This is a genomic window from Methylopila turkensis (assembly GCF_027922325.1).
Lineage (GTDB): Bacteria > Pseudomonadota > Alphaproteobacteria > Rhizobiales > Methylopilaceae > Methylopila > Methylopila turkensis.
Genome location: NZ_BSFL01000001.1, coordinates 458,073 through 482,174, shown reverse-complemented (window position 1 = coordinate 482,174; position 24,102 = coordinate 458,073). Strand labels below are relative to the sequence as shown.

Here is a 24,102-nt window from a genome sequence, read left to right as displayed (position 1 = left end):
TGCGGCCGCGTCGCCTCGGCGTCCTGATCTCGCTCGCGCGTCGCCCGTGCGTGCGCCTGAAACAGGCACGGGGTCAAGCGCTTCTCCGCTCCACCGGCGTTTTGCGTCCGGCGCCCGGAGTGGGTAATCTTCGTGCGCGATCGACCTTCCGGCGCGGTCGCGCAATGATCTGTGCGGCAGGCGGGGCCTCTCGGCAAGTTCGTGTCGCCTGCAGCGGCCTTCGTGTAATGAAAAGGCACGGATAAGTCAACATGGCTGACGTAATCGCCGGGCGCGCCGCATCGCGGGGCGGCTCCGAGGCCCCACCGATCCAGCCGGACCCCGACGCGCCGCCCTACGACCTGATGGAGCTGCTGTTCTTCGCCTATCGCGACTTCGTGCGCGACGTCGACGAGGAGCTCGCGGGTTTCGGCTTCGGCCGCGCGCACCATCGCGTGCTGCATTTCGTGGACCGCAATCCGGGGCTCCGGGTCGCCGACCTGCTCGATATCCTGAAGATCACCAAGCAGAGCCTCGGGCGGGTGCTGCGGGAGCTGGTCGATCAAGGCTTCGTGGTTCAGCGCGAGGGCGCGTCCGACCGGCGCCAGCGGCTGCTGTTCGTGACCGAGCGCGGCGACGCCCTCGCGCTCAGGCTCGCCCACATCCAGAGCGAGCGCATCGGGCGCGCGATCGAACTGAGCGGCCCGGAGGCCGGCGACGCGGCCCGGCGGTTCCTGTTCGCGATGGTCGATCCGTCGGAGCGCGAGCAGGTTCGCCAGCTCGTCGCCCTCGGGCGGCCGCGCGGCGGGCTGGGCTGACCGCGCGTGGCGCTTGATTCAGGGACGGCGAAATCGCCGAGCGACGACGCCGCCCATCTGCTCGTGGTCGACGACGACGCGCGCATCCGCACGCTGCTGCACCGGTTCCTGTCGGGCAAGGGCTATCGCGTCACGGTCGCCTCCGACGCGGCCGAGGCGCGCCAGAAGCTCGATGCGCTCGCCTTCGACCTGCTGGTCCTCGACGTGATGATGCCGGGCGAGAACGGGCTCGATCTCGCCCGCGCCATCCGCGCCCGCTCCAGCGTGCCGATCCTGATGCTGACCGCGCGCTCCGACGCCGAGGACCGCATCGCGGGGCTCGAGACCGGGGCCGACGACTACCTGCCGAAGCCGTTCGACCCGCGCGAGCTGCTGCTGCGCGTCGGCGGCATCCTGCGCCGCGCGGGCGCGTCGGGGGCGTCCGCCTCCGCGCCCGAGGTGCGGTTCGGCGGCTACGCCTTCCACCGCGGCCGCGGCGAGCTGAAGCGCGGCGACGAGGTCATCCGCCTCACCGACCGCGAGCGCGACCTGCTCGCGGCCCTCGCCGAGCGCCCCGGCCAGACCGTGCCGCGCTCCGCGCTCGCCGGCGACGACGCCGCGCCCGGCGACCGGGCGGTCGACGTCGTCGTCACAAGGCTCCGGCGCAAGATCGAGGTCGACCCGACGGCGCCCATCCTACTTCAGACGGTGCGCGGCTTCGGCTACCGCCTGCTGACGGACGAATGAGCGAACCGGCCGCGCCCACGGAGCACTGGCTGCGGCGGCTGCTGCCGAAGGGCCTCTACACCCGCTCGCTGCTGATCATCGTGGCGCCGATGGTGCTGCTGCAGGGCGTGCTGGTGTTCGTGTTCATGGAGCGGCACTACGAGGTGGTGACCCAGCGCCTGTCCTCGGCGGTGAGCGCCGACGTCGCGGCGCTGGTCGCGCTGCACGCGGCGAACCCGACGCCCGAGAACGACGCCGTCATCGCCCGCATCGCCCGCGAGCAGCTGTCGCTGCAGGTCGAGTTCCTACCGGACCGCGCTCTGCCGCCGCCGCGGCCGCGGCCGTTCTTCTCGATCATCGACGAGGAGCTGTCGAACGAGCTGGCGGACGATCTCAAGCGGCCGTTCTGGATCGATACGGTCGGGCGGTCGAACTATGTCGAAATCCGCGTCGCGCTCGACGACGGCGTGATGAAGGTGCTCGCCCGCCGCAGCCAGACCTACGCCTCCAACAGCCACATCTTCCTGGTCTGGATGGTCGGGGCCTCGCTGGTGCTGATCGGCGTCGCGATCCTGTTCCTGCGCAACCAGATCAAGCCGATCCTGGCGCTGGCCGAGGCGGCGGAGAGCTTCGGCAAGGGCCGCGCGAGCCCGGACTTCAAGGTGCGCGGCGCCCGCGAGGTGCGCGAGGCGGGCCGCGCCTTCCTCGACATGCGCGACCGCATCGAGCGCCAGATCGAGCAGCGCACCACCATGCTCGCCGGCGTCAGCCACGACCTCCGCACCATGCTGACGCGGTTCCGGCTGCAGCTCGCGCTGCTCGACGAGGGGCCGGAGGTCGAGGATCTCGCTCGCGACGTCGACGAGATGTCGCGCATGCTGGAAGCCTATCTCGCCTTCGTGCGGGGCGACGCCGGCGAGGCGCCAGCGCCGACCGACGTGCCGGCGCTGCTCGACGACCTCCGCCGCGCCGGCGAGACGGCGGGCGCCTCCGTCACGGTCGAGAGCCACGGCGAGCCGATCGCGGTGCTGCGGCCGGACGCGTTCCGCCGCTGCGTCGGCAACCTGGTCTCCAACGCGACGCGCTTCGCACGGCGCATCGCGATCCAGGCGATCCACGACGGCCGCATGCTCGAGATCCGGGTCGACGACGACGGTCCCGGCATCCCGCCCGAGCAGCGCGAGGAGGTGTTCCGCCCGTTCCTGCGGCTCGACCAGGCCCGCAATCAGGACCATGGCGGCACCGGCCTCGGCCTCGCCATCACCCGCGACATCGCCCGCAGCCACGGCGGCGACGTCACGCTGGAGTCGAGCCCTCTAGGCGGCCTCAGGGCCGTCGTGCGCGTCCCGGCCTGACGGGCGGGAATGAACCGACGATCACATCACCGCCAGCCGCGCCGGCTATGGGTTGCGGCGCAGCATCGGCGGCGGCCACAGTCGGGCGTGCGGGAATCAACCAAAATTCGACGGGGGCCGATGGTCAGATCCGGAGCCGTCGCGCTTGCGACATGCGGCCTCGCGGCGGCGCTCGCCCTGCCGTCGCCGGCCTCCGCCCGGAACGCCTGGCTCGAGGACTGGGCGTCGCGCGCCCAGATCGCCCTCGACGCCGCCGACCCCGCGGCCGAGCCGTTCGACGCGCCCGTGAAGCTCGTGATCGAGCCGCGCCCCGTGCGGACCCCGAGCGCGGAGGAGAAGCGCGTCAGCGACGAGACCATCGCGCTCTACGACGCGACCATCGGCGCGAACACCGCCACGAGCTACCTCTGGGCCGGGATCGAGACCGGCAACCCGCTGACCCGCGACGAAAGCTACCGCTGGGACTCGCTCGACGACGCCGGCCTGTTCGACGCCGGCCGGCGCGCGAAAACCATCGCCGAGCTCCAGGCGCTGGGCGTGTTCAATCTTCGCATCGGCCTGTCCGGCCACCGCATCGACCTCGACGACGCCGCGAGCTGGGCGGAGCATGACGCGCTGATCCGGGATTTTGCCGGCGCCGGCGTCAACCTCAGCCTCGACCTGCATCATTTCGGGGTCGAGGACCGCTTCCGCACGCTGACCGCCGACGGGCGGACCGACCACGCCCGCAGCTACTACCTGCATCCGGAATGGCCGGGCTATTTCGCCCGCTTCGCACGCGAGGCCTACCGGCGCTACGCCGGCGACGTGAAGGCGGTGACGCTGATCAACGAGCCGGAGACCACCGTCGGCTTCAACAGCGAGATGTGGCACGGCGGCTATCCCGGCTGGGGCGATCCGCGCCACCACGTGGTCTATGTGGAGCGCGCCTTCGCCATCGCGACGGCTGCGGTGAAGGCCCGGCTCGCGATCGAGATCGAGGCGGCGAAGCAGGGGCGGCGGCCGCTCTACATGCACACCGAGGCGGCGGTGTTCAAACCCGGCCGCCCGGAGTTCAACCGCTTCCTGCGCTTCTTCCCGAGCGATCTGATCCTCGGCAAGGCGTGGCTGTTCGACGCCGATCCGGCCGCGCTCGCGAACACGCCGCCGGCCGCGCTCGCGAAGCGCTGGGCGCTGACGCCGCCCGCCGAGCGGACCTCGCTGGACTGGGCGGTCGCGCGCTATGTCGGCGCCGGGGGAAGCGAGGGCGAACGCGCTCAGCGCCGCGACCGGCTGGCCGAGATGATCGCCACGCTCCAGCACGCGCATGCGGAGCTGAAGCGCGTCACCGCCAAGACCATGCGCGCCGACACGCTGTTCGGCGTCGACTACTACGCCCACAACGAGGACCGCGGGACGAGCGGCGACTGGCTCTCGCCCGAGCCCCAGCTCTACGCCGCGCAGGTCGCGGCCGGCGAGCGCGCCGGGCTCTACCGCGCGATCGTGGCCTATTACGACCGCTACCGGCTTCCGATCGTCATCGGCGAGACCGGAACGCCGTTCTACGCCTACGGCGCGCGCTGGCACGCGCAGATGCTGCTGGAGCAGGCCCAGGCGATGGCGCAGGGCGTGCCCATGCTCGGCCACGTCATGTACCCGCTGATCGACACCTGGGGCTGGGAGACCGCGCTGTCGGTCCCGAAGGACCGCACGACGGTGAACACCGGCGGCCTGCTCGACCTGACGCTCGCGCCGCGGCCTTACGTCGACGTCCTGCTGCGCGCCCTCGACAGCCGCACCGCGGCGGCGACGGCCGCCGAACCCGAAAGCGCCGTGCAGTAAGGCCTAAGGCCTTCGCTCCGAACCCTTCGTCATGGTCCGGCTTGACCGGACCATCCATGGTCGATGTCGGGGATGGGTCCTCCGGTCAAGCCGGAGGACGACGAGGCTCATTCGGCAAGCCTTCGGGAGCGTCGACGCGCAGGGCCGTCGGCGGGACCGCCGTCAGTCCGCCGCCGGGCGCCCACGCATCGCCTTGACGCCGGAGCGTTTGGACTTGCCCGTCAGGCGGCGCTCCTTCGAGGCGAGCGTCGGGCGGGTGGCGCGGCGCGGCTTGGGCTTCTCCGCCGCCTCGCGCAGCAGGGCGGTCAGCCGCTCGATCGCCTCCGCGCGGTTGTCGCCTTGCGTGCGGTGCGACTGCGCCGTCAGCACCAGCACGCCGTCGTTGGTCAGCCGCGCGCCGGCGAGCTTCATCGCCCGGATCGCGACGTCGTTCGGCAGCGAGCGCGAGCGGCGGATGTCGAACCGCAGCTGCACCGCGGTCGCGACCTTGTTGACGTTCTGCCCGCCGGGGCCCGAGGCGCGCACGAAGGCGAGTTCGATCTCGTCCTCGTCGACCGCGAGGTTCGGCGTGATCTGGAGCATTCGCGGGCCTCGACGCAGCGGAGCCGCCCCGCGCGGAGGCGGCGTCGCCCCGATGTGTCAGCCCACCACGACGAAGTCGAGATGCGACAGCGTGGCGAGGTTGGGCGAGAGCGTCGCGAAATGGATCGCGCCCGCGTCGCCCGAGCCGTCCTTGTCGAAGAACAGCTGGCCGGTGGCGGCATTGTAGATGACGCGGTCGTCGGCCTCGGTCGCCGCGGTCCCGGTGTTGAACGCGCCGGCCGCCAGCGTTCCGGGCGCGATCTGCGAGAACACCCGCCGATCGAGTTCGATCGTGTCGTCGGCGACCACGAAGTCGGTGATGCGGTCGACGTTGCCGCTTCCGAGCACGCTCGAGAAGACAAAGGTGTCGGCGCCGTCGCCGCCGGTGAGGATATCCGCGCCTCGGCCGCCGTCGAGCCGGTCGGCGCCGCCGAGGCCGTTCAGCGTGTTCGCGGCGGCGTTGCCGACGAGGGTGTTGGCCTGGCTGTTGCCGGTTCCGTTGATCGCGGCGGTCCCGGTCAGCGCGAGCGTCTCGATGAACTGGCCCGCGAGCGAGAAGCTGACCGAGCTGTTGACGGTGTCGAAGCCGGCGCCCTGCGTCTCGATCACGACGTCGCCGGCGTCGTCGACGAAATAGGTGTCGTCGCCGGCGCCGCCCTGCATCCGGTCCGCGCCTCCGCGGCCGTCGATGACGTTCGCCGCCGAGTTGCCGGCGATGGCGTTCGCCTGGCTGTTGCCGAACGCATTGATGGACTCGGAGCCCGTGAGGATCAGGCGCTCGATGAACTGGCCTGCGAGCGAGAAGCTGACCGAGCTGTAAACCGAGTCGACGCCGCCGCCGTCCGCCTCGATCACGACGTCGCCGGCGTTGTCGACGTGATAGGTGTCGTCTCCGCCGCGCCCCTCCATCCGGTCGGCGCCGCCGCCGCCGTCGATGATGTTTGCGCTGTTGCTGCCGATAATGAGATTGGCCGAAGCGTTGCCGGTTCCGTGGCCTGTGCCGGTCAGGACCAGCTTTTCGATGAACTGCCCGGTGAGCGAGAAGCTGACGGAGCTGTACACCGTGTCGAAACCCGCGACGTTCGCCTCGATCACCCGGTCGCCGTAGTGGTCGACATAATAGGTGTCGTCGCCGGCCCCGCCTTCCATGCGGTCGGCTCCGGCGCCTCCGTCGAGCGTGTCGGCGCCGTCCCCGCCGCGCAGCGTGTCGTCGCCGCCGAGGCCAAAGAGCGTGTCGTTTCCGCCGAGCCCGATGAGCGTGTTTTCGTTGCCGCTGCCGGTGATGACATTGTCCAGAGCGTTCCCCGTGACGGAGAGGCGGGAAACGCCGAACAGCGTTATCGACCGCACGTCGTCGTCGAGCAGCAGCATGCCCGTCGTGCTCGATGACGCGTGGAACGTCACGGCGTCGCCGCCGATCGTGAGCGGCTCGAAGATCGGCACGGCCCGGACGAGCGTCACGAGCTGGCCGGTCTCGAGCTGCCGGGTCGCGGCGGCGAGCTCGGCGAAGGTGTGGATTTCCTCGAGCAGTTCGCCGCCCACGCCGGTCCGGATGGTGGCGAGGAGGTCATCGGAGAGGATCACCCCCTGAGCGGTCGAGGCGCCGAGCGTCGCGTTCACCGGGGCGCCAAGGTTGACGGTGAAGCGTTCGTCGGCCTCCAGCTCCGTGTCGCCCGAGACCCGGAACGTGACCGTGACCGAACTCTGGCCGGCTACGAAGGCTGCCGTGCCGTACGGCGTCCAGTTGCCGAAGAAGTCCCGCGCGTCGGTGTCGATGTGCAGGACCGTCCAGGACACGCTGGCGTCCGTGCTCAGGTCCCCCGTACGGGTCACCTCGAAGCTGAACGTCGGACTGGGACCGGCGTCGCCTTCCTCGTGGACGAGGTCGGTGGCGCCGATCGCGACGATCGAGCCCGCCTCGCGGGAGGAGGCGCTCGCCGCGGTCCCGCGCTGGAGCTCGGCGGCTTCAGGGTCGGCGGGTTCTGCGACGATGGCCATGGCGTCCGCCCTCCGCGGATGGCGATCGTCGAGATCGACGCCGCCGCTTCGTCACGGGAGGCCGTGCGGCGACGCGCTCGGATGCGTCCCCCGTCCGGCCGACCGAACGTCCCGTGACGTGCGCGTCGAGACTATTGCGTCCGAAACGGGTGTCAAACGCCGCGTCCCGGGCGCGACGCCCGGAGATCGGTCTCCCGTCAGCCGTCGCGCGGCCGTCCCCGGCGCCGGACGATCCGGACGCCGGGACGGACTTCCGGTCTCAGGCGATGGCTTCCCAGAGGTTCCAAAGGCTGAGCGAGGTGATGAGCAGGCCGACGATGATCAGCAGCGCGCGCGCCGGCAGCTTGCGCACGAGCACGGCCGCGAAGGGGGCCGCGAACAGGCCGCCGACCACGAGGCCCGCGATGGTGGTCCAGTGCGTGAAGCCGCCGAGCAGCGCGAAGGACGCGCCGCTCGCGATCGCGAGGAAGAACTCCGCGGCGTTGACCGAGCCGATCGTGGTGCGCGGGTCCTGGCCTGAGCCGAGCAGCGAGGTGGTGACGACCGGGCCCCAGCCGCCGCCGCCGACCGCGTCCACGAAGCCGCCGGCGACGGCGAGCGGCGCGACGTAAGTCGGCGGGTCGCTGCGAAAGCGGATGGGCCGGAACGCCTTGCTGACGATGTAGAGGCCGATCAGCAGCAGGTAGGCCGAGATCCAGGGCTTCAGCAGGTCGCCGTCGAGCGTCGTGACGAGATAGGCGCCGGCGACCGCCCCGATCACGCCGGGGATGAGCAGGCGGCGGAACAGCCTGCCGTTCACGTTGCCAAGCTTCCAGTGCGACAGGCCGGAGAAGCCGGTGGTGAAGATCTCGGCGATGTGGACCGAGGCGGAGGCCGCGGCCGGCGGCACGCCCGTGGAGAGCAGGAAGGTGGTGGAGGTCACGCCGTAGGCCATGCCGAGCGCGCCGTCGACGATCTGCGCCACCAGGCCGACCGCCACCGCGGTCCAGAAGCCGCGCGAGGCGAGGCCTGCGCTGATCTCCGCGGGCGCCGCGTCCCAATCGATCGGCGCAAGCCAGAGGCCGACCGCGCTCGCCGTCGCGACGACGGCGAGGGCAGCCAGGATTCCGATGCGGGTCAAGCAGTCCTGCCTCTCGAGGCTGGCGGAGGAAGCGGTTGCTCCAGACGTAACGTCATACGACGACACGACGAGCCCCGTCGAAGGCGGCCCGGGCGCGAGGCCGAACTCCAGCTAGAGCGGAGGCCAAGCGGCGGAACGAGGCCGGCCATAGGCTTTAGGTCGCGGGCTTTCGCCGTTTGCACCGGCGCCTCGGCCTGATATGGGTCCGGAACGGGGCGGATGCGGGGAAAGATCGTGGCGGGCAGGCGCGGCCGAGGGCGGACATGGGGGGCGGTTGTGGCCGCCTACCTGCTCGTCGTCCAGGCGGCGCTGATCGGCCTCACGCTCGGAGCCTCCGCTTCTCCGTGGACCGCAAGCGGCCTGCCGCGCGTGCTGTGCGCGCCCTCGGGAGCCGCCGCCGACGGCCCGGCCGATCCCGCCGGGCGTCACGCGATTCCCAATTGCTGCGTCAACGGCTGCGCCATGTTCGGCGGCGGCGCCGCGCCCGCGCCCGAGGTGGCTTACGTCCGGCCGCAGCCTGCGTTCTCCGAGGCCGCGCGGCCGGCGGCGTCCTTCGCCGCGGCCTTCGGCGCGCCGGAACGCTCGCCCGCCGCCGCGCGGGCGCCTCCCGCCGCGGCCTGATCGAGCCGGCCCGGCGCGCGCGTGCGCGCGCTTCTTGCTGGCGTTTCCCCGTGTTTGACGCCCGCCCGCGCGATTCCTCGCGCGCGCCGGCGCATCCCCTGAGCCTTTACGCCCCGTCCGGCCGCGACCGCCCGCGTCGCGCCCGCTCCGACGCTGCCGCCGCCCGACTGGCGCGGTCGCGCCGGCGCGCCCGAACAGGAAAACGAGATCCATGAAGACCATCGTCCTCGGCGCCGCGCTCGCCGCCTTCGCCACCGCGGCCTCCGCCCATGTCACGCTCGAAACCCGCGAGGCGCCGGTCGGCGCGTCCTACAAGGCCGTGTTCAAGACGCCGCACGGCTGCAAGGGCGCGCCCACCAACGTGGTGCGCGTGAAGATCCCGGAGGGCGTCATCGGCGTGAAGCCGATGCCGAAGCCCGGCTGGAAGCTGGAGACCGTGACCGGCAAATACGCCAGGGCCTATCCCTACTACCACGGCGTCACCCTGACCGAGGGCGTGACCGAGGTGATCTGGAGCGGAGGCGAGCTGCCGGACGCGTTCTACGACGAGTTCGTGCTGCAGGGCTTCCTGACCAAGGACCTGAACACGGAGGCGCCGCTCTACTTCCCCGTGGTGCAGGAATGCCCGGGCGGCGCCGCCGCGCGGTGGATTGAGATCCCGGCCGCGGGCGCGTCGGCGAGCGAGCTCGAGGCTCCGGCCCCGGCGCTGAAGCTGCTGCCGGCGCGCTGAGGCGGGGCGGATGCGGCGCATGGCCGGGACAGGCGCGGGGGTTCTCGCGGGCATGCGGGATCGCGCGGCGGCTTACGTTGTCGCCGCCGTGCTTCTGCTCGTCTCGGCGTCCGCCGCCTTCGCCCATGCGAGCCTCGTCCGCGCCGAGCCCGCCGACGGCTCCGTCTCGGCCGCGGCGCCGGCGCGCGTCGCGCTCGTCTTCAGCGAGCCGGTGTCGCCGATCGCGCTCCGGCTGATCGCGCCGGACGGCGGGGCCGAGACGCTCGAGCGCTTCGCCGTGAAGGGAACGACGCTCGAGATCCAGCCCCCGGCGGGGCTGACGCCCGGCACCTATGCGCTGAGCTGGCGGGTGGTGTCCGAGGACGGGCATCCGGTCGGCGGAACCGTCGCCTTCTCCATCGGCGCGCCGAGCGCTTCCGGCGCGCCGGCGGCGGAGGCCGCGGACGGCGCGGTCCGCGCCGCGATCTGGGCCGCGAAGGTCGCGTTCTATGCGGCGCTGTTCTTCGGCGTGGGCGGAGCCTTCGCGGTCGCCTGGCTCGGCGCGCCTTCGCGGTCCGGCGCGCGCGTCGCGGCCGCGGCGATGGCGGCGGGCGTCGTCGTCGCGCCGCTGTCGCTCGGCCTGCAGGGCGTCGACGCGCTCGGGGCGTCGCTCGACGCGGTTACGAACCCGCTCGCCTGGACGACCGGCTGGGGCGTCAGCTACGCCCGCACGGCCGTGGCGGCGACGGCGGCGCTCGCGCTGGGGCTGGCGTCGCTCCGGGTCTGCGGCCTCCCGGCTCGCGCGCTGTCGGCCGCGGCGCTCTTAGGCGTCGGCCTCGCGCTCGCCGCGAGCGGCCACGCCGCCGCCGCGTCGCCGCAGGCGCTGACGCGGCCGATGGTCTTCCTCCACGGCGCCGGCGTCGCGTTCTGGGCCGGAGCGCTTGCGCCGCTCGGGCTGGCGCTCGCCCGCGAGGGCGCCGGCGCGCTCGCCACGCTGCGGCGCTTCGCGCGCGTCGTCCCGTTCGCGCTGCTTCCGCTCGTGATCAGCGGACTGACGCTCGCCGCGATCCAGCTCGAAAGCCCGGCGGCGCTGGTCGAGACCGCGTATGGGCGGGTGCTGCTCGCCAAGGCCGCGCTGCTCGCGGGCCTGTTCGCACTCGCCGCGCTCAACCGCTGGCGGCTGACCGGCGCGGCCGAGAACGGCGACCGGCGGGGCCGGCGCAACCTCGCGCGGGCGATCGCCGTCGAGATCGGGCTCGTCGCCGCGATCCTCGGCGTCGCGGCGCTCTGGCGCTTCACGCCGCCGCCGCGCGCGCTGGCGGTCGCCGCGGCCGAACCGGCGGCGTTCCACATCCACACCGATAAGGCCATGGCCGACGTAACGATCGCGCCCGGCCGCGCCGGTCCGGTCACGGTCTCCGTCGTGATCATGACCGGCGACTTCGGCCCGCTCGACGCCAAGGAGCTCACCGTCGCGCTGTCGAACCCCGCGGCGGGGATCGAGCCGATCCGGCGCGCGGCGACGAAGCCCGGCGACGGCACGTGGCGCGTCGACGGGCTCGTGATCCCCGCGCCCGGGCGCTGGCAGGCGCGGCTCGACATCCTCGTCTCGGACTTCAAGATGGTGCGGGTCTCGGGCGAAGTGGACATCCGCCGATGACCCGGCTCCCCCGTCTCGTCGCGGCCGTCGCGCTCGCCTACGCGCTCATTCTGCAGGCGGTGTTCGCCGCGGGCGTCGGAGCGCCGGCGCCTGACGCCGGCGGCCACGTGCTGTGCTCCGGAGCCTCGGTCGACGGCGGCTTGGCCGACCGCGGCGACACGCCCGGCACGCCCGCCGGCTGCTGCGCGCTCGGGTGCTGGACCGGCGCGGCCTTCGGACCGCCCGACCCAGCCATTCTCTCGCTTAAGCTCGACGTCGAGCGGTTCGCAGGCGCCGGAATGCGGGCGGCTGCGCCGCCTCCGAGGCCGGCGCAGGACAGGAGGCTGAGGACGCCGAGGGCGCCGCCGCGGTTCGGCTGACCGTTCCGGCCCCGATCGTCCTCACGCCTTATCGTTCTCGGAGTTTCCCCATGTCCCGGTCCGCACGCCTTGCGGGCGTCGCGCTGTCCTGCGCCGCTCTCCTCACCCCGGCCCACGCCCAGTCCCCGGAGGCCGACGCCGAGGCCGCCATCGCGCTGCCCGGCATCGACGTCGAAGGCCGCGGCGACGCCGGCGGCAGCCTCACCTCGCCCTCGCTCGACCTGCGTCGCGCGGAGATCGAGCGCACGCCCGGCGCCGTCGAGGTGATCGACGCCGAGACCTACAAGCGCACGACGCCTGCGCTCACCATCAAGGACGCGCTCGACTACACGCCCGGCGTTTTCGCCCAGCCCAAGTGGGGCGACGACACCCGGCTCTCGATCCGCGGCTCCGGCCTGTCGCGCAACTTCCACCTGCGCGGCGTCCAGCTCTACATGGACGGAATCCCGATCAACACGGCCGACGGCTACGGCGACTTCCAGGAGATCGACCCCTCCGCCTACCGCATGATCGAGGTCTACAAGGGCGCGAACGCGCTGCGGTTCGGCGCCAACGCCATCGGCGGCGCCGTCAACTTCGTCACCGCGACCGGGCGCGACCCGCTCGCGAGCGTCGCGCAGGTCGGGATCGACGTGGGCAGCTTCGGCCATGTCCGCACTCAGGCGAGCTCAGGCGGCGTCCACGGCAACGCGGACTACTTCATCACCGGCTCGTGGCAGCGCGCGGACGGGTTCCGGGATCACAGCAGCGGCGATTCCGCCCGCGTGAGCGCCAATGTCGGCTACCGGCTGTCCGAGAACGTGGAGACGCGGTTCTACCTCAACGCCAACACCGTGGATCAGAACATTCCGGGCGCGGTCACCCGCGAGCAGGCGCTGAAGAACCCGAAGCGGGCCAACGCCGGCAATCTCGCGCAGGACTATGAGCGCAACCTCGACACGCTGCGCTTCGCCAACAAGACGACCTTCCGCATCGCCGACACCACGACGCTCGACGTCGGAGCCTTCGTTGTCGACCGCCACCTGCGCCACCCGATCTTCCAGTGGCTCGACTACAAGTACTTCGACTACGGCGGCTTCGCCCGCGCGACCGACGAGCGCGAGATCGCCGGCCATGTCAACCGGCTGGTCGCGGGCGTGACGCTGCACAACGGCGAGACCCGCGCGAAGCAGTATCGGAACAGCCAAGGCGAAAAGGGCGACCTTCTCTCGGACGCCAAGCAGAAGTCCGAAAATCTCTCGGCCTATGCGGAGAACACCTTCTACGCGACGCCGACCGTCGGCGTCGTCACCGCGCTGCAGTTCCTGCATGCGGAACGCAAGCAGGACGGCAGGGTCGCGACCGGAACGGGCTCGAAGTCCTTCGACGAGTTCAGCCCGAAGGTTGGCCTGCTGTGGAATTTTGCGCCCGGCATGACCGCCTTCGCCAACATCTCCCGCTCGGTCGAGGTCCCCAGCTACGGCGAGAACAGCTTCGCCAACCCGAACGCGACGCTCGCCAAACCGCAGAAGGCCTGGACCTACGAGATCGGCACGCGCGGCGCCCGTGAGGACTTCACCTGGGACGTCGCGGTCTACCGGATGGAGATCAAGGACGAACTGCAGTGCCAGGACGGGACCAATCTCGGCTCCTGCACGGTCGTCAACCTCGACAAGACCGTGCATCAGGGCGTCGAGATCGGCTTCGGCGCCGCGGTGCTCAAGGGCCTATTCGTGAACGGCGGCGACGGTGGCCTGATCACCAAGGGCGAGCGCGGCGACGCCGCTGAGGTCGACAAGCTCTGGCTGAACGTCGCCTACACGTTCAACGACTTCTATTTCGACGGCGCGCAGCGCGTGGACGGCCAGTCGATCAAGGGCAACGAACTTCCCGGCGCGCCGCGCCACTTCGTTCGCGCCGAGCTGCTCTACAAGCACCCTGCGGGCTTCTACGCCGGACCGAACGTGGAGTGGGTTCCGGAGGCCTACTACGTCGACAACGTCAACGAGCAGAAGACGAAGGCCTACGCGCTGCTGGGCGCCAAGGTCGGCTACGACGCCGGCGGCTCGCTCTCGGCCTATGTCGAGGGCCGCAACCTGACGAACGAGAAGTACATCTCGAGCGCCAGCATCACCGACCGCGCGACGCTCACGTCGCCGCTCTACGAGCCCGGCGTCGGCCGCGCGGTCTACGCCGGCGTGAAGTACCGCTGGTGAGCGCGCTCGGCCACGGGCGCAGGGCGGCGGCCGACCGCGGCTCGCGCCTGGGCGCCTAAGAGGGAGACGGCGCGTCGAAGCGGCGCCCGTCTTCCCGCCGCAGGCCTCTCGGCGACGGCGCCGCTCGCAAGCCGCCGTCGCACGCGTCGCGATCGGCGCGGAGGGCCGCCCCCTGCGGCGTCTTGTCCTGTTCGCGCTTGACGCCTCCCTGTTTTTGGCATACCAAATTCCACATACCAAATAGAGCGCGATCAGACGCGCCGGGTCGGGCCGATCGAGCCCGTCTTTGGTGGAGGAAAAGAGGGAGAAGACGGGCTTAGGCGTCCCTGCGTTCTCTGCGCATCCATGTGAAAACTTCGATCCCGCCGTATGTTGCGTTCGCTATGGCGCATCTCGTCTTGGCGGCGCGTTGTTTCTACTGGAGTTCAGCGAGCGGGCGCCGGCCCAGGATTGCGCCATGCCAGATCCGGTCGATTACGCGCAACTGGTGGAGACTGCGGGCGACGCCATCGTCGTCAGCGACGCGCGCGGCTTGATCGTGGCGTGGAACGCGGCCGCGGAGAGGATTTTCGGCTTCACGGCCGAGGAGGCGCTCGGCCAGTCGCTCGACCTGATCACGCCTGATCGTCACCGCCGGCGCCACTGGGACGGTTACGCCAAGACCATGGCGTCGGGAAAGACCCGCTACGGGACCGAGATCCTGCGGGTTCCGGCGCTGCACAAGGACGGTCGGCCGCTGTCGATCGCGTTCTCCGTCGGCCTCCTGTTCGACGACGCGGGCGCGGTCAGCGGGGTTACGGCGATCGTCCGCGACGACACAGGGCGATGGAACGACGAACGCGAGATGCGCCGCCGGCTGGCGGAGCTCGAGGCGGACGTGCGGGCCGCGCCGAACCCATGAGCGACGGGGCTCGCGCCCCGGCGTCCAATCAACGCGCCATCTCGGCCAAGAGGGCCGGATGCGACGTAAACGAGGGAGTGAAACTGAGATGACCCAGCCGCTGGAAGGCATCAAGATCATCGACTTCACGCACGTCCAGGCCGGTCCCGCCTGCACGCAGCTGCTCGCGTGGTTCGGCGCCGACGTCATCAAGGTCGAGCGCCCCGGCGCCGGCGACGTCACCCGCTCTCAGCTCCGGCACATCGAAGACGCCGACGCGCTGTACTTCACGATGCTGAATTCGAACAAGCGCTCGCTGACGCTCGACACCAAGACGCCGGAAGGCAAGGAAGTCCTTGAGAAGCTGATCAAGGAATCCGACGTCATGGTCGAGAACTTCGGCCCCGGCGCGCTCGACCGCATGGGTTTCTCCTGGGCGCGCATCCAGGAGCTCAACCCGGGCATGATCCTCGCCTCGGTGAAGGGCTTCTCGGACGGCCACCACTACGAGGACCTGAAGGTCTACGAGAACGTGGCGCAGTGCGCCGGCGGCGCGGCCTCCACCACCGGCTTCTGGGACGGCCCCCCCACCGTGTCGGCCGCCGCCCTCGGCGACTCCAACACCGGCATGCACCTTGCGATCGGCATCCTCACGGCGCTGCATCACAAGAACAAGACCGGCCAGGGCCAGAAGGTCGCCGTGTCCATGCAGGACTCGGTGCTGAACCTCTGCCGCGTCAAGCTGCGCGACCAGCAGCGCCTCGACGCGCTCGGCTATCTGGAAGAGTACCCGCAGTACCCGCACGGCGAGTTCTCGGACGTGGTGCCGCGCGGCGGCAACGCGGGCGGCGGCGGCCAGCCGGGCTGGGTGCTGAAGTGCAAGGGTTGGGAGACCGATCCCAACGCCTACATCTACTTCACCATCCAGGGCCACGCCTGGGCCCCGATCTGCAAGGCGCTCGGCAAGGAGGAGTGGATCGACGATCCGGCCTACAACACCGCCCGCGCCCGCCAGGACAAGATCTTCGACATCTTCGCCACGATCGAGGAATGGCTCGCCGACAAGACCAAGTTCGAGGCGGTCGACATCCTGCGCAAGTTCGACATCCCGTGCTCGCCGGTGCTGTCGATGAAGGAGATCGCAGAGGATCCCAGCCTGCGCGCCAGCGGCACGGTGGTCGAGGTCGACCATCCGAAGCTCGGCAAGTACCTGACGGTCGGAAGCCCGATCAAGTTCTCGAACCTGAAGGTCGACGTGAAGGCCTCCCCGCTGCTCGGCGAGCACACCGACGAGGTGCTCAAGGATCTCGGCTACACCGAGCAGCAGATCGAGATGCTGCACCAGGCGCGCGCGGTCTGATCCCGCGCTCCTCGTGACGAACCGGGGCGGCGCGCAGCGATGCGCGCCGTTTCCGTTTCGGCCGCGGGAGACGTCGCCCTGTCGAAATCTGGCGTCGCGTCGACTTCACCGTCATGCCCGCCCTTGCGGGCATCCACGACTTCGAGCCTCGCTCGACGGGCTAGTCGTGGATACCCGGCTTCGCCGGGCATGACGGCGGGACCATAGGCGCCGCGCTCCAGACTCCGAGGCTGTCGAAATGCTCGATCCCCATCTTCTGGGGCGGCTGGATTTCGTCCACCGTCCGCCGGACCGGCCGCCGCTGCCGCCGGGCCGCCATGCGCTCGGCCTGTTCGAGACCCGCGACGCGATGCTGGTGGTGCCGGAAGGCCTCGATCCGCGCCGGCCGGCGCCGCTGATGACGCTGTTCCACGGCGGCGGCGGCAGCGCGGAAAAAATCCTGCCGATGATGGAGCGCCACGCGCTGGAGCGCGGCTTCCTGCTGCTGGCTCCGCAGTCGCTCTATCCGACCTGGGACATCGTCATCGCCGGCAACGGCCCGGACCGCGAGCGGCTCGACGTCGCGCTGGGCGAAGTGGCGTCGCGGTTCCTGCTCAATCCGACGCGCTTCGCCTTCGCCGGCCATTCCGACGGCGGCAGCTACGTGCTCTCGCTCGGGCCGACCAACGGCGACATCGTCAGCCATATGATCGTGTCCTCAGCCGGCTTCATGTCGGTGCACCTTCAGATCGGGGCGCCGCGCGTGTTCCTGTCGCACGGGCTGCGCGACGAGCAGATCCCCATCGACCGCGCCGGCCGCACCCATTCCGCCCGGCTGAGGGAGGCGGGCTACGACGTGACCTATGTGGAGTACGACGGCCCGCACGCGTGGCGGCCGGAGGTGGCGGCGCGCTCGGTCGACTTCTTTCTCGCCCCGCGTGCGGCGGCGAGCTGAGCGCCGTCACGCGTCGCGCGAACTGAAGCGTTCGACGATCAGTTTGGCGAGGATGGTGAGCAGGGCGATGCCGGCGAGCACCGTCGCCGCGGCGAAGGCGCCGGCGGCGTTGTAGTCCTGATACAGCAGCTCGATCTGCAGCGGCAGCGTGTTGGTCACGCCGCGGATCGAGCCCGACACCACCGACACCGCGCCGAACTCGCCCATGACGCGTGCGTTGGTCAGCACCGCGCCGTAGAGCAGGGCCCAGCGGATGTTCGGCAGCGTGACGCTCCAGAGCGTGCGCCAGCCCGAGGCCCCAAGCGACAGCGCGGCCTCCTCCTCGCTGGACCCTTGCGCCTGCATCAGCGGCAGGATCTCGCGGGCCACGAACGGCGCGGTGACGAACAGGCTCGCCAGCACGATCGCGGGATAGGCGAACATGACCTTGATCCCGAGCGCGTCCAGCGTCGGCCCGAACCAGCCCTGCGCGCCATAGACGAACAGATAGGCGACGCCCGCGACGATCGGCGAGATCGAGAACGGCAACTCCACCAGCGCGGTCAGGAGCCCCTTGCCGCGGAACTCGAACTTCGCGATCGCCCAGGCCGCGGCGATGCCGAAGGCGACGTTGATCGGCACCGCGATCAGCGCGGTCGCGACCGTGAGCCAGATCGCGTGCCGCGTGTCGGGGGTGGTGAGATTGGCGAAGTAGGCGCCCCAGCCGAGCTTCAGCGCCTCCACGAAGATGACGACGAGCGGCCCGCCGATGACGAGCGCGGTCACGAGCAGAACGGCGGCCAGCAGGCCCGCGCGGAACAGCGGGCCGTCGCCGATGCGGGGGCGGCGGGCCGCGCTCACGACGCGCCCCTGAGGTAGCGCAGGTGCCAGAGCTGGATGGCGTTCACCACCAGCAGCATCACGAAGGCGGCCGCGAGCAGCACGCTCGCGATCGCCGCGGCGGCGGCGTAGTCGTATTCCTCCAGCCGGATGAACACGAGCAGCGCCACGATCTCGGTGCGGAACGGCTGGTTGCCGGCGATGAAGATCACCGCGCCGAACTCGCCGAGCGAGCGGGCGAAGGCCAGGCTGCAGCCGGCGAGGAAGGCGGGGAAAATCGCCGGGAACACGACGCTCGCGAAGATGCGCCACTGGCCGGCGCCGAGCGTCTCCGCGGCCTCCTCCACCTCTGAGGTCAGGTCCTCCAGCACCGGCTGCACCGACCGCACCACGAAGGGAATGGAGGTGAAGGCCATCGCCGCCATGATGCCGAGCGGGGCGTAGGCGACCGTGATCCCGAGCGGGGCGAGAACCTGGCCGTACCAGCCGTTGGCCGCGAACAGCGCGGTCAGCGCGATGCCCGCGACCGCCGTCGGCAGCGCGAACGGCACGTCGACGAGCGCGTCGAGCAGCCGCTTGCCGGGGAATGCGTAGCGCGCGAGCACCCACGCCAGCGCGAGGCCGAACACGGCGTTGAAGGCGGTGGCGCCCAGCGCGCTCAGCACGGTGACGCGGAAGGCCGCGAGCGCGCGCTCGCCCGTCACCACGGCCACGAAACGCGCCCAGCCGAGATCCGCCGCCTGCCACAGCAGCGCGGCCAGCGGCAGCAGCACGATCACGCCGACATAGAGCAGCGTGCAGCCCATCGCGAGCCGGAAACCGGGAAGGACGGAGCGGTGCATGCGGGCTCGCTGAACGCATCCCCAAGGCCGCGGCGGCCGACAGGGCGCAGAATGAAACGCGTCATCCCTCCGGCCTGACCGGAGGATCCATGCTTGGCGTCGAGCTTTACGGCCGAGATGGGCCCTCCGGTCAAGCCGGAGGGCGACGCAGCTTCGCTGAAAAGCGCGTCAGCGCCCGACGAAAAGCTGGTCGAGCTTGCCGCCCGAGGCGAAGTGGACCTCGTTCGCCTTCTTCCAGCCGCCGAAGGCGGCGTCGACCGTCAGCAGCTCGACCTTCGGGAACTGGGCGGCGGTCGCCTCCAGCACCTTCGGGTCGCGCGGGCGGTTGTTGAACGCGGCGATGATCTCCTGGGCCTTCGGCGAGTACAGCCACTCGAGATAGCCCTTGGCGATCGCCTCGCTGCCGCGCTTCGCCGCCACCTTGTCGACCACGGCGACGGGGAAGTCCGCGAGCAAGCTCACCGCCGGCGTGACGAGATCGACCTTGTCGGAGCCGTACTCCTTCTTCACCGCCGCGGTCTCGGCCTCGAAGGTCACCAGCACGTCGCCGATGCCGCGCTCGATGAAGGTCGTGGTCGCGCCGCGGCCGCCGGTGTCGAACACGGGCACGTTGGCGAGCAGCTTCTTCACGAAGGCGTCGGCCTTGGCCTCGTCGCCGTCATAGGTCTTCAGCGCGAAGGCGTAGGCCGCGAGATAAGTGTAGCGGGCGTTGCCGGAGGTCTTCGGGTTCGGGAACACCACCTTGACGTCGTCGCGGACGAGATCGTCCCAGTTCTTGACGTTCTTGGGGTTGCCGGCGCGCACCACGAAGGAGGGCAGGGAGTAGTAGGGCGAGGCGCCGTTCGGGAACTTCGTCTTCCAGTCCGCCGCGACGAAGCCCTTGTCCGCCAGGAACTGCACGTCGAGCTCCTGGTTGAAGGTCACGACGTCGGCGTCGAGGCCCTCGACGATCGAGCGCGCCTGCTTGGAGGTGCCGGCGTGGCTCTGGTTGACGGTGACGTCCTTGCCGGTCTTCGCCTTCCACTCCGTGACGAAGACCTTGTTCAGGTCGGCGTAAAGCTCGCGGCCGATGTCGTAGGTGGCGTTGAGGATGGTGTCCGGCTCGGCGGCGGAGGCGGGCGCGGCGAAGGCCGCGAAGGCGATGCCGACGGCGAGCGCGGCGCGGCGGGTGATGGCGGCCATGGAAGGCTCCAATGCGGCGCGGTCCGTCGCGCCGGTGTGGGACGTGGTCGAAAGCGGACCGCTCTCGTGCGCGTTAGATAGCAATCACCACTACATCTGTCGAATATAAATATTAATACGTTCGCTGGCTGTTGATTTTCAGTGCGCGGGGCGCCAGGTCCGCCCGATAGGTCGCGCGCTGATCGGCGCCTGGACCGCTATCGCGCACGCCTGAGCGGCCCGCACGCGCATTGACGTTGCGCGGGCGGGCGCCGACATGCGAAGGCGTCGGCGCCGACGCCCCTTCGCGCCGGCGGGCGAGGCGCGATGTCGGTCGAGATCAAGATCTGCGGTCTGTCTGAGCCGGAGACGCTGCGTGCGGCGCTCGACGCCGGCGCGGACGTGGTCGGGCTGGTCTCGTTCCCGAAGAGCCCGCGCCATGTGACGCTCGCGCGCGCCGGCGAACTCGCGGCGCTCGCCCGCGGGCGGGCCAGAATCGCGCTGCTGACGGTCGACGCCCCTGACGCGCTGCTCGCCGAGCTCGCCGCGGCCGTGCGGCCCGACATTCTTCAACTGCACGGCGCGGAGACGCCGGAGCGCGCGGCCGAGCTGAAGCGCCTTTACGGCGCCGAGATCTGGAAGGCGGTCCCGGTCGCGACCGCCGCCGACGTCGCCTCCGCGGACGCCTGGGCCGGCGTCGCCGACCGCGTGCTGTTCGACGCCCGTCCGCCCAAGGAATCCCCGCTTCCCGGCGGCAACGGCGTCGCTTTCGACTGGAGCCTGCTCGCGAGCCTTGACCCCCGTCGCGCCTTCGTGCTTTCCGGGGGCCTCGACCCCGAAAACGTCGCGGAGGCGCTCGCGATCACGCGCGCGCCGGCCGTCGACGTCTCGTCGGGCGTCGAACGCGCGCCGGGGGCGAAGGACCCGGAGCGCATCCGGGCTTTCGTCGACGCCGTACGCAATGGCTGAAGCGCAAGCGCCCCAACGCCGTCCTGACGGAGGTTCATCGCCCGTGACCGAGCAGCCGAAGCCGAACTCGTTCCGCACCGGACCCGACGACCGCGGCCGGTTCGGGATCTACGGCGGCCGCTTCGTCGCCGAGACGCTGATGCCGCTGATCCTCGAGCTCGAGAAGGAGTATGAGGCGGCGAAGAAGGACCCGGCCTTCCACGCCGAGATGGCGTCCTACCGCACCCATTACATCGGCCGGCCGAGCCCGCTCTATTTCGCCGAGCGGCTGACGGACCACCTCGGCGGCGCCAAGGTGTACCTCAAGCGCGAGGAGCTGAACCACACCGGCTCCCACAAGGTGAACAACGTTCTCGGGCAGATCCTGCTCGCGAAGCGCATGGGCAAAAAGCGCGTCATCGCCGAGACCGGCGCCGGCCAGCACGGCGTCGCGACCGCCACGCTCTGCGCGCGCTTCGGGCTCGACTGCGTGGTGTTCATGGGCGCGGTCGACGTCGCGCGGCAGGCGCCGAACGTGTTCCGCATGAAGATGCTGGGCGCGACGGTGGTGCCGGTGCAGTCCGGCGCGAAGACGCTCAAGGACGCCATGAACGAGGCGCTGCGCGACTGGGTCACCAACGTCGCGGACACGTTCTACTGCATCGGCACCGTCGCCGGCCCGCACCCCTATCCCAGCATGGTGCGCGACTTCCAGTCCGTCATCGGCGACGAGACCAGGGCGCAGATGCAGGAGCTCGAGGGCCGCCTGCCGGACAGCCTGATCGCCTGCGTCGGCGGCGGCTCCAACGCCATCGGACTGTTCCACCCGTTCCTCGACGATCCGGACGTCGCGATCTACGGCGTCGAGGCGGCGGGCTTCGGCCTGTCCGGCCTCAACGCCGCCTCGATCGCGGGCGGCCGCCCGGGCGTGCTGCACGGCAACCGCACCTACCTGCTGATGGACAGGGACGGCCAGATCGAGGAGGGCCATTCGATCTCCGCCGGCCTCGACTATCCCGGCATCGGCCCGGAGCACGCCTGGCTGAACGACATCGGCCGGGTGAAGTACCTCTCCTGCACCGACGACGAGGCGGTCGAGGCGTTCCAGCTGCTGTCGAAGCTCGAGGGCATCATCCCCGCGCTCGAAAGCGCGCACGCCATCGCCAAGGTGGTCGAGCTCGCGCCCACGTTGCCGAAAGACCACCTGATGGTCGTCAACCTCTCCGGCCGCGGCGACAAGGACGTGCCGCAGGTGGCGGAGCTGCTGGGGACGAGCCTGTGAACAGAAGGGCCGAAGGCGGCCTCACCCGGCGTCGCCCCTCGCCGAGCTCTCCCCGCTGGGGAGAGGTGAAGGCCAGCGTACTGTCCCGCCATGGCGCGATGATGCGCCGGCCAGCGGCGACAGGCGAGGGCGCTGTCCGTCCTGGAGTCCTGTTGACATGACCGCCCGCATCGAAGCCCGTTTTGCGCTCGCGCGTGGTGAAAACCGCGCGGCCCTCGTGACCTTCATCACGGCGGGCGATCCCGACCATGAGACCTCGCTCGCCATCCTGAAGGCGCTGCCGGGGGCGGGGGCGGACGTGATCGAGCTCGGCATGCCGTTCACCGATCCGATGGCGGACGGCCCGGCGATCCAGCAGGCGGGCCTGCGCGCGCTCAAGCACGGCGAGTCCGTCACGACCACGCTTGACCTGGTGCGCGCCTTCCGGGCCGGCGACGACGCCACGCCGATCGTGCTGATGGGCTACTACAATCCGATCTACGTCTACGGCGTCGACCGCTTCCTCGCCGACGCGCGCGAGGCCGGCGTCGACGGCCTGATCGTGGTCGACCTGCCGCCGGAGGAGGACGAGGAGCTCTGCCTGCCTGCGCTGAAGGCGGGCCTCGCCTTCGTCCGGCTCGCGACCCCTACGACGAACGACGTGCGGCTTCCCGCCGTGCTCCAAAACACCTCCGGTTTCGTCTATTACGTGTCGATCGCCGGGATCACCGGGGCGGCGACGCCCGATTTCGGCGTGGTGGCGTCCGCGGTCGCGCGCATCAAGCGCCACACCGCGCTGCCGGTCGTGGTCGGCTTCGGCGTGAAGACGCCGGAGCACGCGGCGGCGATCGCGCGGGGCGCGGACGGCGTGGTGGTCGGCTCGGCGCTGGTGGACGCGGTGCGGACCAGCCTCGACGGCGACGGCCGCGCCACGGAAAAGACGGTTTCGGCGGTCACCGACCTCGTGTCGGCGCTCGCGGCCGGCGCCCGCTCCGGCCGCGCCGCGGCCTGAACGCTTAAGCTGGAGGCTAAGGCCCCAATGAACTGGCTCGTCAACGTCGTTCGCCCGAAGATCAACAGCCTCTGGACCCGTCGCGAGACGACGCCCGAGAACCTGTGGATCAAGTGCCCGGAGACCGGGCAGCTTGTGTTCCACAAGGACGTGGAGGCCAACGACTGGGTCATCCCCGGCTCGGGCTACCACATGCGCATGGGGGCCAAGCAGCGCCTTGCCGCGACGCTCGACCCCGGCTTCGAGGAGATCGCGCTGCCTGAGGTCGCGCTCGATCCGCTGAAGTTCCGCGATGAGAAGAAATACGCCGACCGCCTCAAGGACGCCCGCACCAAGACCGGCATGAACGACGCCGTGAAGGTCGCGGTCGGGGCGATCGAGGGAACGCCCGTCACCGTGGTGGTTCAGGACTTTGAGTTCATGGGCGGCTCGCTCGGCATGGCGGCCGGCGAGGCGATCGTGCGCGGGCTCGAGACCGCGGTGGAGCGCGGCACGCCCTGCATCCTGTTCGCGGCCTCGGGCGGAGCGCGCATGCAGGAGGGCATCCTGTCGCTGATGCAGATGCCGCGCACCACCGTCGCGGTGCAGATGCTGCGCGAGGCGCGCAAGCCCTACATCGTGGTGCTGACCAACCCGACCACCGGCGGCGTCACCGCCTCCTACGCCATGCTCGGCGACGTCCACATCGCCGAGCCCGGCGCGCTGATCGGCTTCGCCGGCCCCCGCGTGATCGAGCAGACCATCCGCGAGAAGCTGCCCGACGGCTTCCAGCGCTCCGAATACCTCAAGGAGCACGGCATGGTGGACATGGTCGTGCACCGCAAGGATCTGCGCGGGACGCTCGCGCGGCTGTGCCGTCTGCTGACGGGCGCGGCCAAGCCGGCCGCCCCCGCGGTCGCGGCGGAGCCGACCTCGGACGAGGCCGCGGCCGAGGTCGCCCACGCGTGAGCGCGTCGCCCGCCC

The 24,102-nt window shown here is 70.8% G+C and carries 22 protein-coding genes; 16 read left to right on the top strand and 6 right to left on the bottom strand.

The window, feature by feature from the left end:
- The first annotated feature begins 251 nt into the window (after positions 1-251).
- The 4 genes from PKE78_RS02215 to PKE78_RS02200 all read left to right on the top strand — a co-directional run bounded on the left by PKE78_RS02215 (position 252) and on the right by PKE78_RS02200 (position 4,678).
- Positions 252-797: a MarR family winged helix-turn-helix transcriptional regulator gene (locus tag PKE78_RS02215; RefSeq protein ID WP_271199209.1), complete on the top strand. Its 546-nt coding sequence runs from the start codon at positions 252-254 to the stop codon at positions 795-797.
- A gap of 6 nt (positions 798-803) precedes the next feature.
- Positions 804-1,523, top strand: a complete 720-nt coding sequence (locus PKE78_RS02210; RefSeq protein ID WP_271199208.1) for a response regulator — start codon at positions 804-806, stop codon at positions 1,521-1,523.
- Positions 1,520-2,857 carry an ATP-binding protein gene (locus PKE78_RS02205; protein ID WP_271199207.1) on the top strand — a complete coding sequence of 446 codons (1,338 nt, stop codon included), beginning with the start codon at positions 1,520-1,522 and terminating at the stop codon, positions 2,855-2,857. The genes PKE78_RS02210 and PKE78_RS02205 overlap by 4 nt, the downstream gene beginning before the upstream one ends.
- Before the next feature lie 120 nt (positions 2,858-2,977).
- Entirely contained in the window at positions 2,978-4,678 is a 1,701-nt protein-coding gene (locus tag PKE78_RS02200) for a hypothetical protein (RefSeq protein ID WP_271199206.1), read from the top strand.
- 162 nt (positions 4,679-4,840) lie between these two features.
- Here PKE78_RS02200 and arfB read toward each other — a convergent pair whose 3' ends face one another.
- The 3 genes from arfB to PKE78_RS02185 all read right to left on the bottom strand — a co-directional run bounded on the left by arfB (position 4,841) and on the right by PKE78_RS02185 (position 8,378).
- Positions 4,841-5,260: an alternative ribosome rescue aminoacyl-tRNA hydrolase ArfB gene (arfB, locus tag PKE78_RS02195; protein ID WP_271199205.1), complete on the bottom strand. Its 420-nt coding sequence runs from the start codon at positions 5,258-5,260 to the stop codon at positions 4,841-4,843.
- A 57-nt stretch (positions 5,261-5,317) separates the two neighbouring features.
- Positions 5,318-7,258: a hypothetical protein gene (locus PKE78_RS02190; protein ID WP_271199204.1), complete on the bottom strand. Its 1,941-nt coding sequence runs from the start codon at positions 7,256-7,258 to the stop codon at positions 5,318-5,320.
- Between the two features lie 259 nt (positions 7,259-7,517).
- Positions 7,518-8,378, bottom strand: a complete 861-nt coding sequence (locus PKE78_RS02185) for a sulfite exporter TauE/SafE family protein (protein ID WP_428981217.1) — start codon at positions 8,376-8,378, stop codon at positions 7,518-7,520.
- A 276-nt stretch (positions 8,379-8,654) separates the two neighbouring features.
- Between PKE78_RS02185 and PKE78_RS02180 the strand changes: the two genes are divergently transcribed.
- The 8 genes from PKE78_RS02180 to PKE78_RS02145 all read left to right on the top strand — a co-directional run bounded on the left by PKE78_RS02180 (position 8,655) and on the right by PKE78_RS02145 (position 17,096).
- Positions 8,655-8,999, top strand: a complete 345-nt coding sequence (locus PKE78_RS02180) for a hypothetical protein (RefSeq protein ID WP_271199203.1) — start codon at positions 8,655-8,657, stop codon at positions 8,997-8,999.
- A 211-nt stretch (positions 9,000-9,210) separates the two neighbouring features.
- The gene (locus tag PKE78_RS02175) at positions 9,211-9,729 is read left to right on the top strand and encodes a YcnI family protein (protein ID WP_271199202.1); all 519 of its coding nucleotides are present in this window, start codon (positions 9,211-9,213) and stop codon (positions 9,727-9,729) included.
- A gap of 19 nt (positions 9,730-9,748) precedes the next feature.
- A complete protein-coding gene (locus PKE78_RS02170) occupies positions 9,749-11,368 on the top strand; it encodes a copper resistance CopC/CopD family protein (RefSeq protein ID WP_271199201.1) in 1,620 nt (539 codons plus the stop codon).
- The gene (locus PKE78_RS02165) at positions 11,365-11,727 is read left to right on the top strand and encodes a hypothetical protein (RefSeq protein ID WP_271199200.1); all 363 of its coding nucleotides are present in this window, start codon (positions 11,365-11,367) and stop codon (positions 11,725-11,727) included. The genes PKE78_RS02170 and PKE78_RS02165 overlap by 4 nt, the downstream gene beginning before the upstream one ends.
- A 50-nt stretch (positions 11,728-11,777) precedes the next feature.
- Entirely contained in the window at positions 11,778-13,922 is a 2,145-nt protein-coding gene (locus tag PKE78_RS02160) for a TonB-dependent receptor family protein (RefSeq protein WP_271199199.1), read from the top strand.
- 457 nt (positions 13,923-14,379) lie between these two features.
- Positions 14,380-14,823 (top strand): PAS domain-containing protein, encoded by a 444-nt coding sequence (locus PKE78_RS02155; protein ID WP_271199198.1) that lies wholly within the window; start codon positions 14,380-14,382, stop codon positions 14,821-14,823.
- Between the two features lie 88 nt (positions 14,824-14,911).
- Positions 14,912-16,162: a formyl-CoA transferase gene (frc, locus tag PKE78_RS02150; RefSeq protein WP_271199197.1), complete on the top strand. Its 1,251-nt coding sequence runs from the start codon at positions 14,912-14,914 to the stop codon at positions 16,160-16,162.
- Between the two features lie 238 nt (positions 16,163-16,400).
- On the top strand, positions 16,401-17,096 hold the full coding sequence (locus PKE78_RS02145) for an alpha/beta hydrolase (protein ID WP_271199196.1): 696 nt from the start codon (positions 16,401-16,403) through the stop codon (positions 17,094-17,096).
- A 6-nt stretch (positions 17,097-17,102) separates the two neighbouring features.
- Here PKE78_RS02145 and cysW read toward each other — a convergent pair whose 3' ends face one another.
- The 3 genes from cysW to PKE78_RS02130 all read right to left on the bottom strand — a co-directional run bounded on the left by cysW (position 17,103) and on the right by PKE78_RS02130 (position 19,939).
- Positions 17,103-17,936 (bottom strand): sulfate ABC transporter permease subunit CysW, encoded by an 834-nt coding sequence (gene cysW / locus PKE78_RS02140; RefSeq protein WP_271199195.1) that lies wholly within the window; start codon positions 17,934-17,936, stop codon positions 17,103-17,105.
- The gene (cysT, locus tag PKE78_RS02135; RefSeq protein ID WP_271199194.1) at positions 17,933-18,757 is read right to left on the bottom strand and encodes a sulfate ABC transporter permease subunit CysT; all 825 of its coding nucleotides are present in this window, start codon (positions 18,755-18,757) and stop codon (positions 17,933-17,935) included. The genes cysW and cysT overlap by 4 nt, the downstream gene beginning before the upstream one ends.
- 168 nt (positions 18,758-18,925) lie before the next feature.
- Positions 18,926-19,939: a sulfate ABC transporter substrate-binding protein gene (locus PKE78_RS02130; protein WP_271199193.1), complete on the bottom strand. Its 1,014-nt coding sequence runs from the start codon at positions 19,937-19,939 to the stop codon at positions 18,926-18,928.
- A gap of 306 nt (positions 19,940-20,245) precedes the next feature.
- On the opposite strand from PKE78_RS02130, the gene PKE78_RS02125 reads away from it, so the two are divergent.
- The 4 genes from PKE78_RS02125 (at position 20,246) to accD (ending at position 24,087) form a co-directional block, all read left to right on the top strand.
- Positions 20,246-20,887 (top strand): phosphoribosylanthranilate isomerase, encoded by a 642-nt coding sequence (locus tag PKE78_RS02125; RefSeq protein WP_271199192.1) that lies wholly within the window; start codon positions 20,246-20,248, stop codon positions 20,885-20,887.
- Between the two features lie 43 nt (positions 20,888-20,930).
- Positions 20,931-22,148: a tryptophan synthase subunit beta gene (gene trpB, locus PKE78_RS02120; protein ID WP_271199191.1), complete on the top strand. Its 1,218-nt coding sequence runs from the start codon at positions 20,931-20,933 to the stop codon at positions 22,146-22,148.
- 157 nt (positions 22,149-22,305) lie between these two features.
- Positions 22,306-23,139, top strand: a complete 834-nt coding sequence (gene trpA / locus PKE78_RS02115) for a tryptophan synthase subunit alpha (RefSeq protein ID WP_271199190.1) — start codon at positions 22,306-22,308, stop codon at positions 23,137-23,139.
- A gap of 27 nt (positions 23,140-23,166) precedes the next feature.
- The gene (accD, locus tag PKE78_RS02110) at positions 23,167-24,087 is read left to right on the top strand and encodes an acetyl-CoA carboxylase, carboxyltransferase subunit beta (RefSeq protein ID WP_271199189.1); all 921 of its coding nucleotides are present in this window, start codon (positions 23,167-23,169) and stop codon (positions 24,085-24,087) included.
- Positions 24,088-24,102: the final 15 nt, after the last annotated feature.

Bases quoted from the DNA above. Each gene is read 5' to 3' on its own strand.
- PKE78_RS02215 (WP_271199209.1), top strand. From the start codon at position 252: ATGGCTGACGTAATCGCCGGGCGCGCCGCATCGCGGGGCGGCTCCGAG.
- PKE78_RS02205 (WP_271199207.1), top strand. From the start codon at position 1,520: ATGAGCGAACCGGCCGCGCCCACGGAGCACTGGCTGCGGCGGCTGCTG.
- PKE78_RS02200 (WP_271199206.1), top strand. From the start codon at position 2,978: ATGGTCAGATCCGGAGCCGTCGCGCTTGCGACATGCGGCCTCGCGGCG.
- arfB (WP_271199205.1), bottom strand. From the start codon at position 5,260: ATGCTCCAGATCACGCCGAACCTCGCGGTCGACGAGGACGAGATCGAA.
- PKE78_RS02190 (WP_271199204.1), bottom strand. From the start codon at position 7,258: ATGGCCATCGTCGCAGAACCCGCCGACCCTGAAGCCGCCGAGCTCCAG.
- PKE78_RS02175 (WP_271199202.1), top strand. From the start codon at position 9,211: ATGAAGACCATCGTCCTCGGCGCCGCGCTCGCCGCCTTCGCCACCGCG.
- PKE78_RS02170 (WP_271199201.1), top strand. From the start codon at position 9,749: ATGGCCGGGACAGGCGCGGGGGTTCTCGCGGGCATGCGGGATCGCGCG.
- PKE78_RS02165 (WP_271199200.1), top strand. From the start codon at position 11,365: ATGACCCGGCTCCCCCGTCTCGTCGCGGCCGTCGCGCTCGCCTACGCG.
- PKE78_RS02160 (WP_271199199.1), top strand. From the start codon at position 11,778: ATGTCCCGGTCCGCACGCCTTGCGGGCGTCGCGCTGTCCTGCGCCGCT.
- PKE78_RS02155 (WP_271199198.1), top strand. From the start codon at position 14,380: ATGCCAGATCCGGTCGATTACGCGCAACTGGTGGAGACTGCGGGCGAC.
- frc (WP_271199197.1), top strand. From the start codon at position 14,912: ATGACCCAGCCGCTGGAAGGCATCAAGATCATCGACTTCACGCACGTC.
- PKE78_RS02145 (WP_271199196.1), top strand. From the start codon at position 16,401: ATGCTCGATCCCCATCTTCTGGGGCGGCTGGATTTCGTCCACCGTCCG.
- cysT (WP_271199194.1), bottom strand. From the start codon at position 18,757: ATGCACCGCTCCGTCCTTCCCGGTTTCCGGCTCGCGATGGGCTGCACG.
- PKE78_RS02130 (WP_271199193.1), bottom strand. From the start codon at position 19,939: ATGGCCGCCATCACCCGCCGCGCCGCGCTCGCCGTCGGCATCGCCTTC.
- PKE78_RS02125 (WP_271199192.1), top strand. From the start codon at position 20,246: ATGTCGGTCGAGATCAAGATCTGCGGTCTGTCTGAGCCGGAGACGCTG.
- trpA (WP_271199190.1), top strand. From the start codon at position 22,306: ATGACCGCCCGCATCGAAGCCCGTTTTGCGCTCGCGCGTGGTGAAAAC.
- accD (WP_271199189.1), top strand. From the start codon at position 23,167: ATGAACTGGCTCGTCAACGTCGTTCGCCCGAAGATCAACAGCCTCTGG.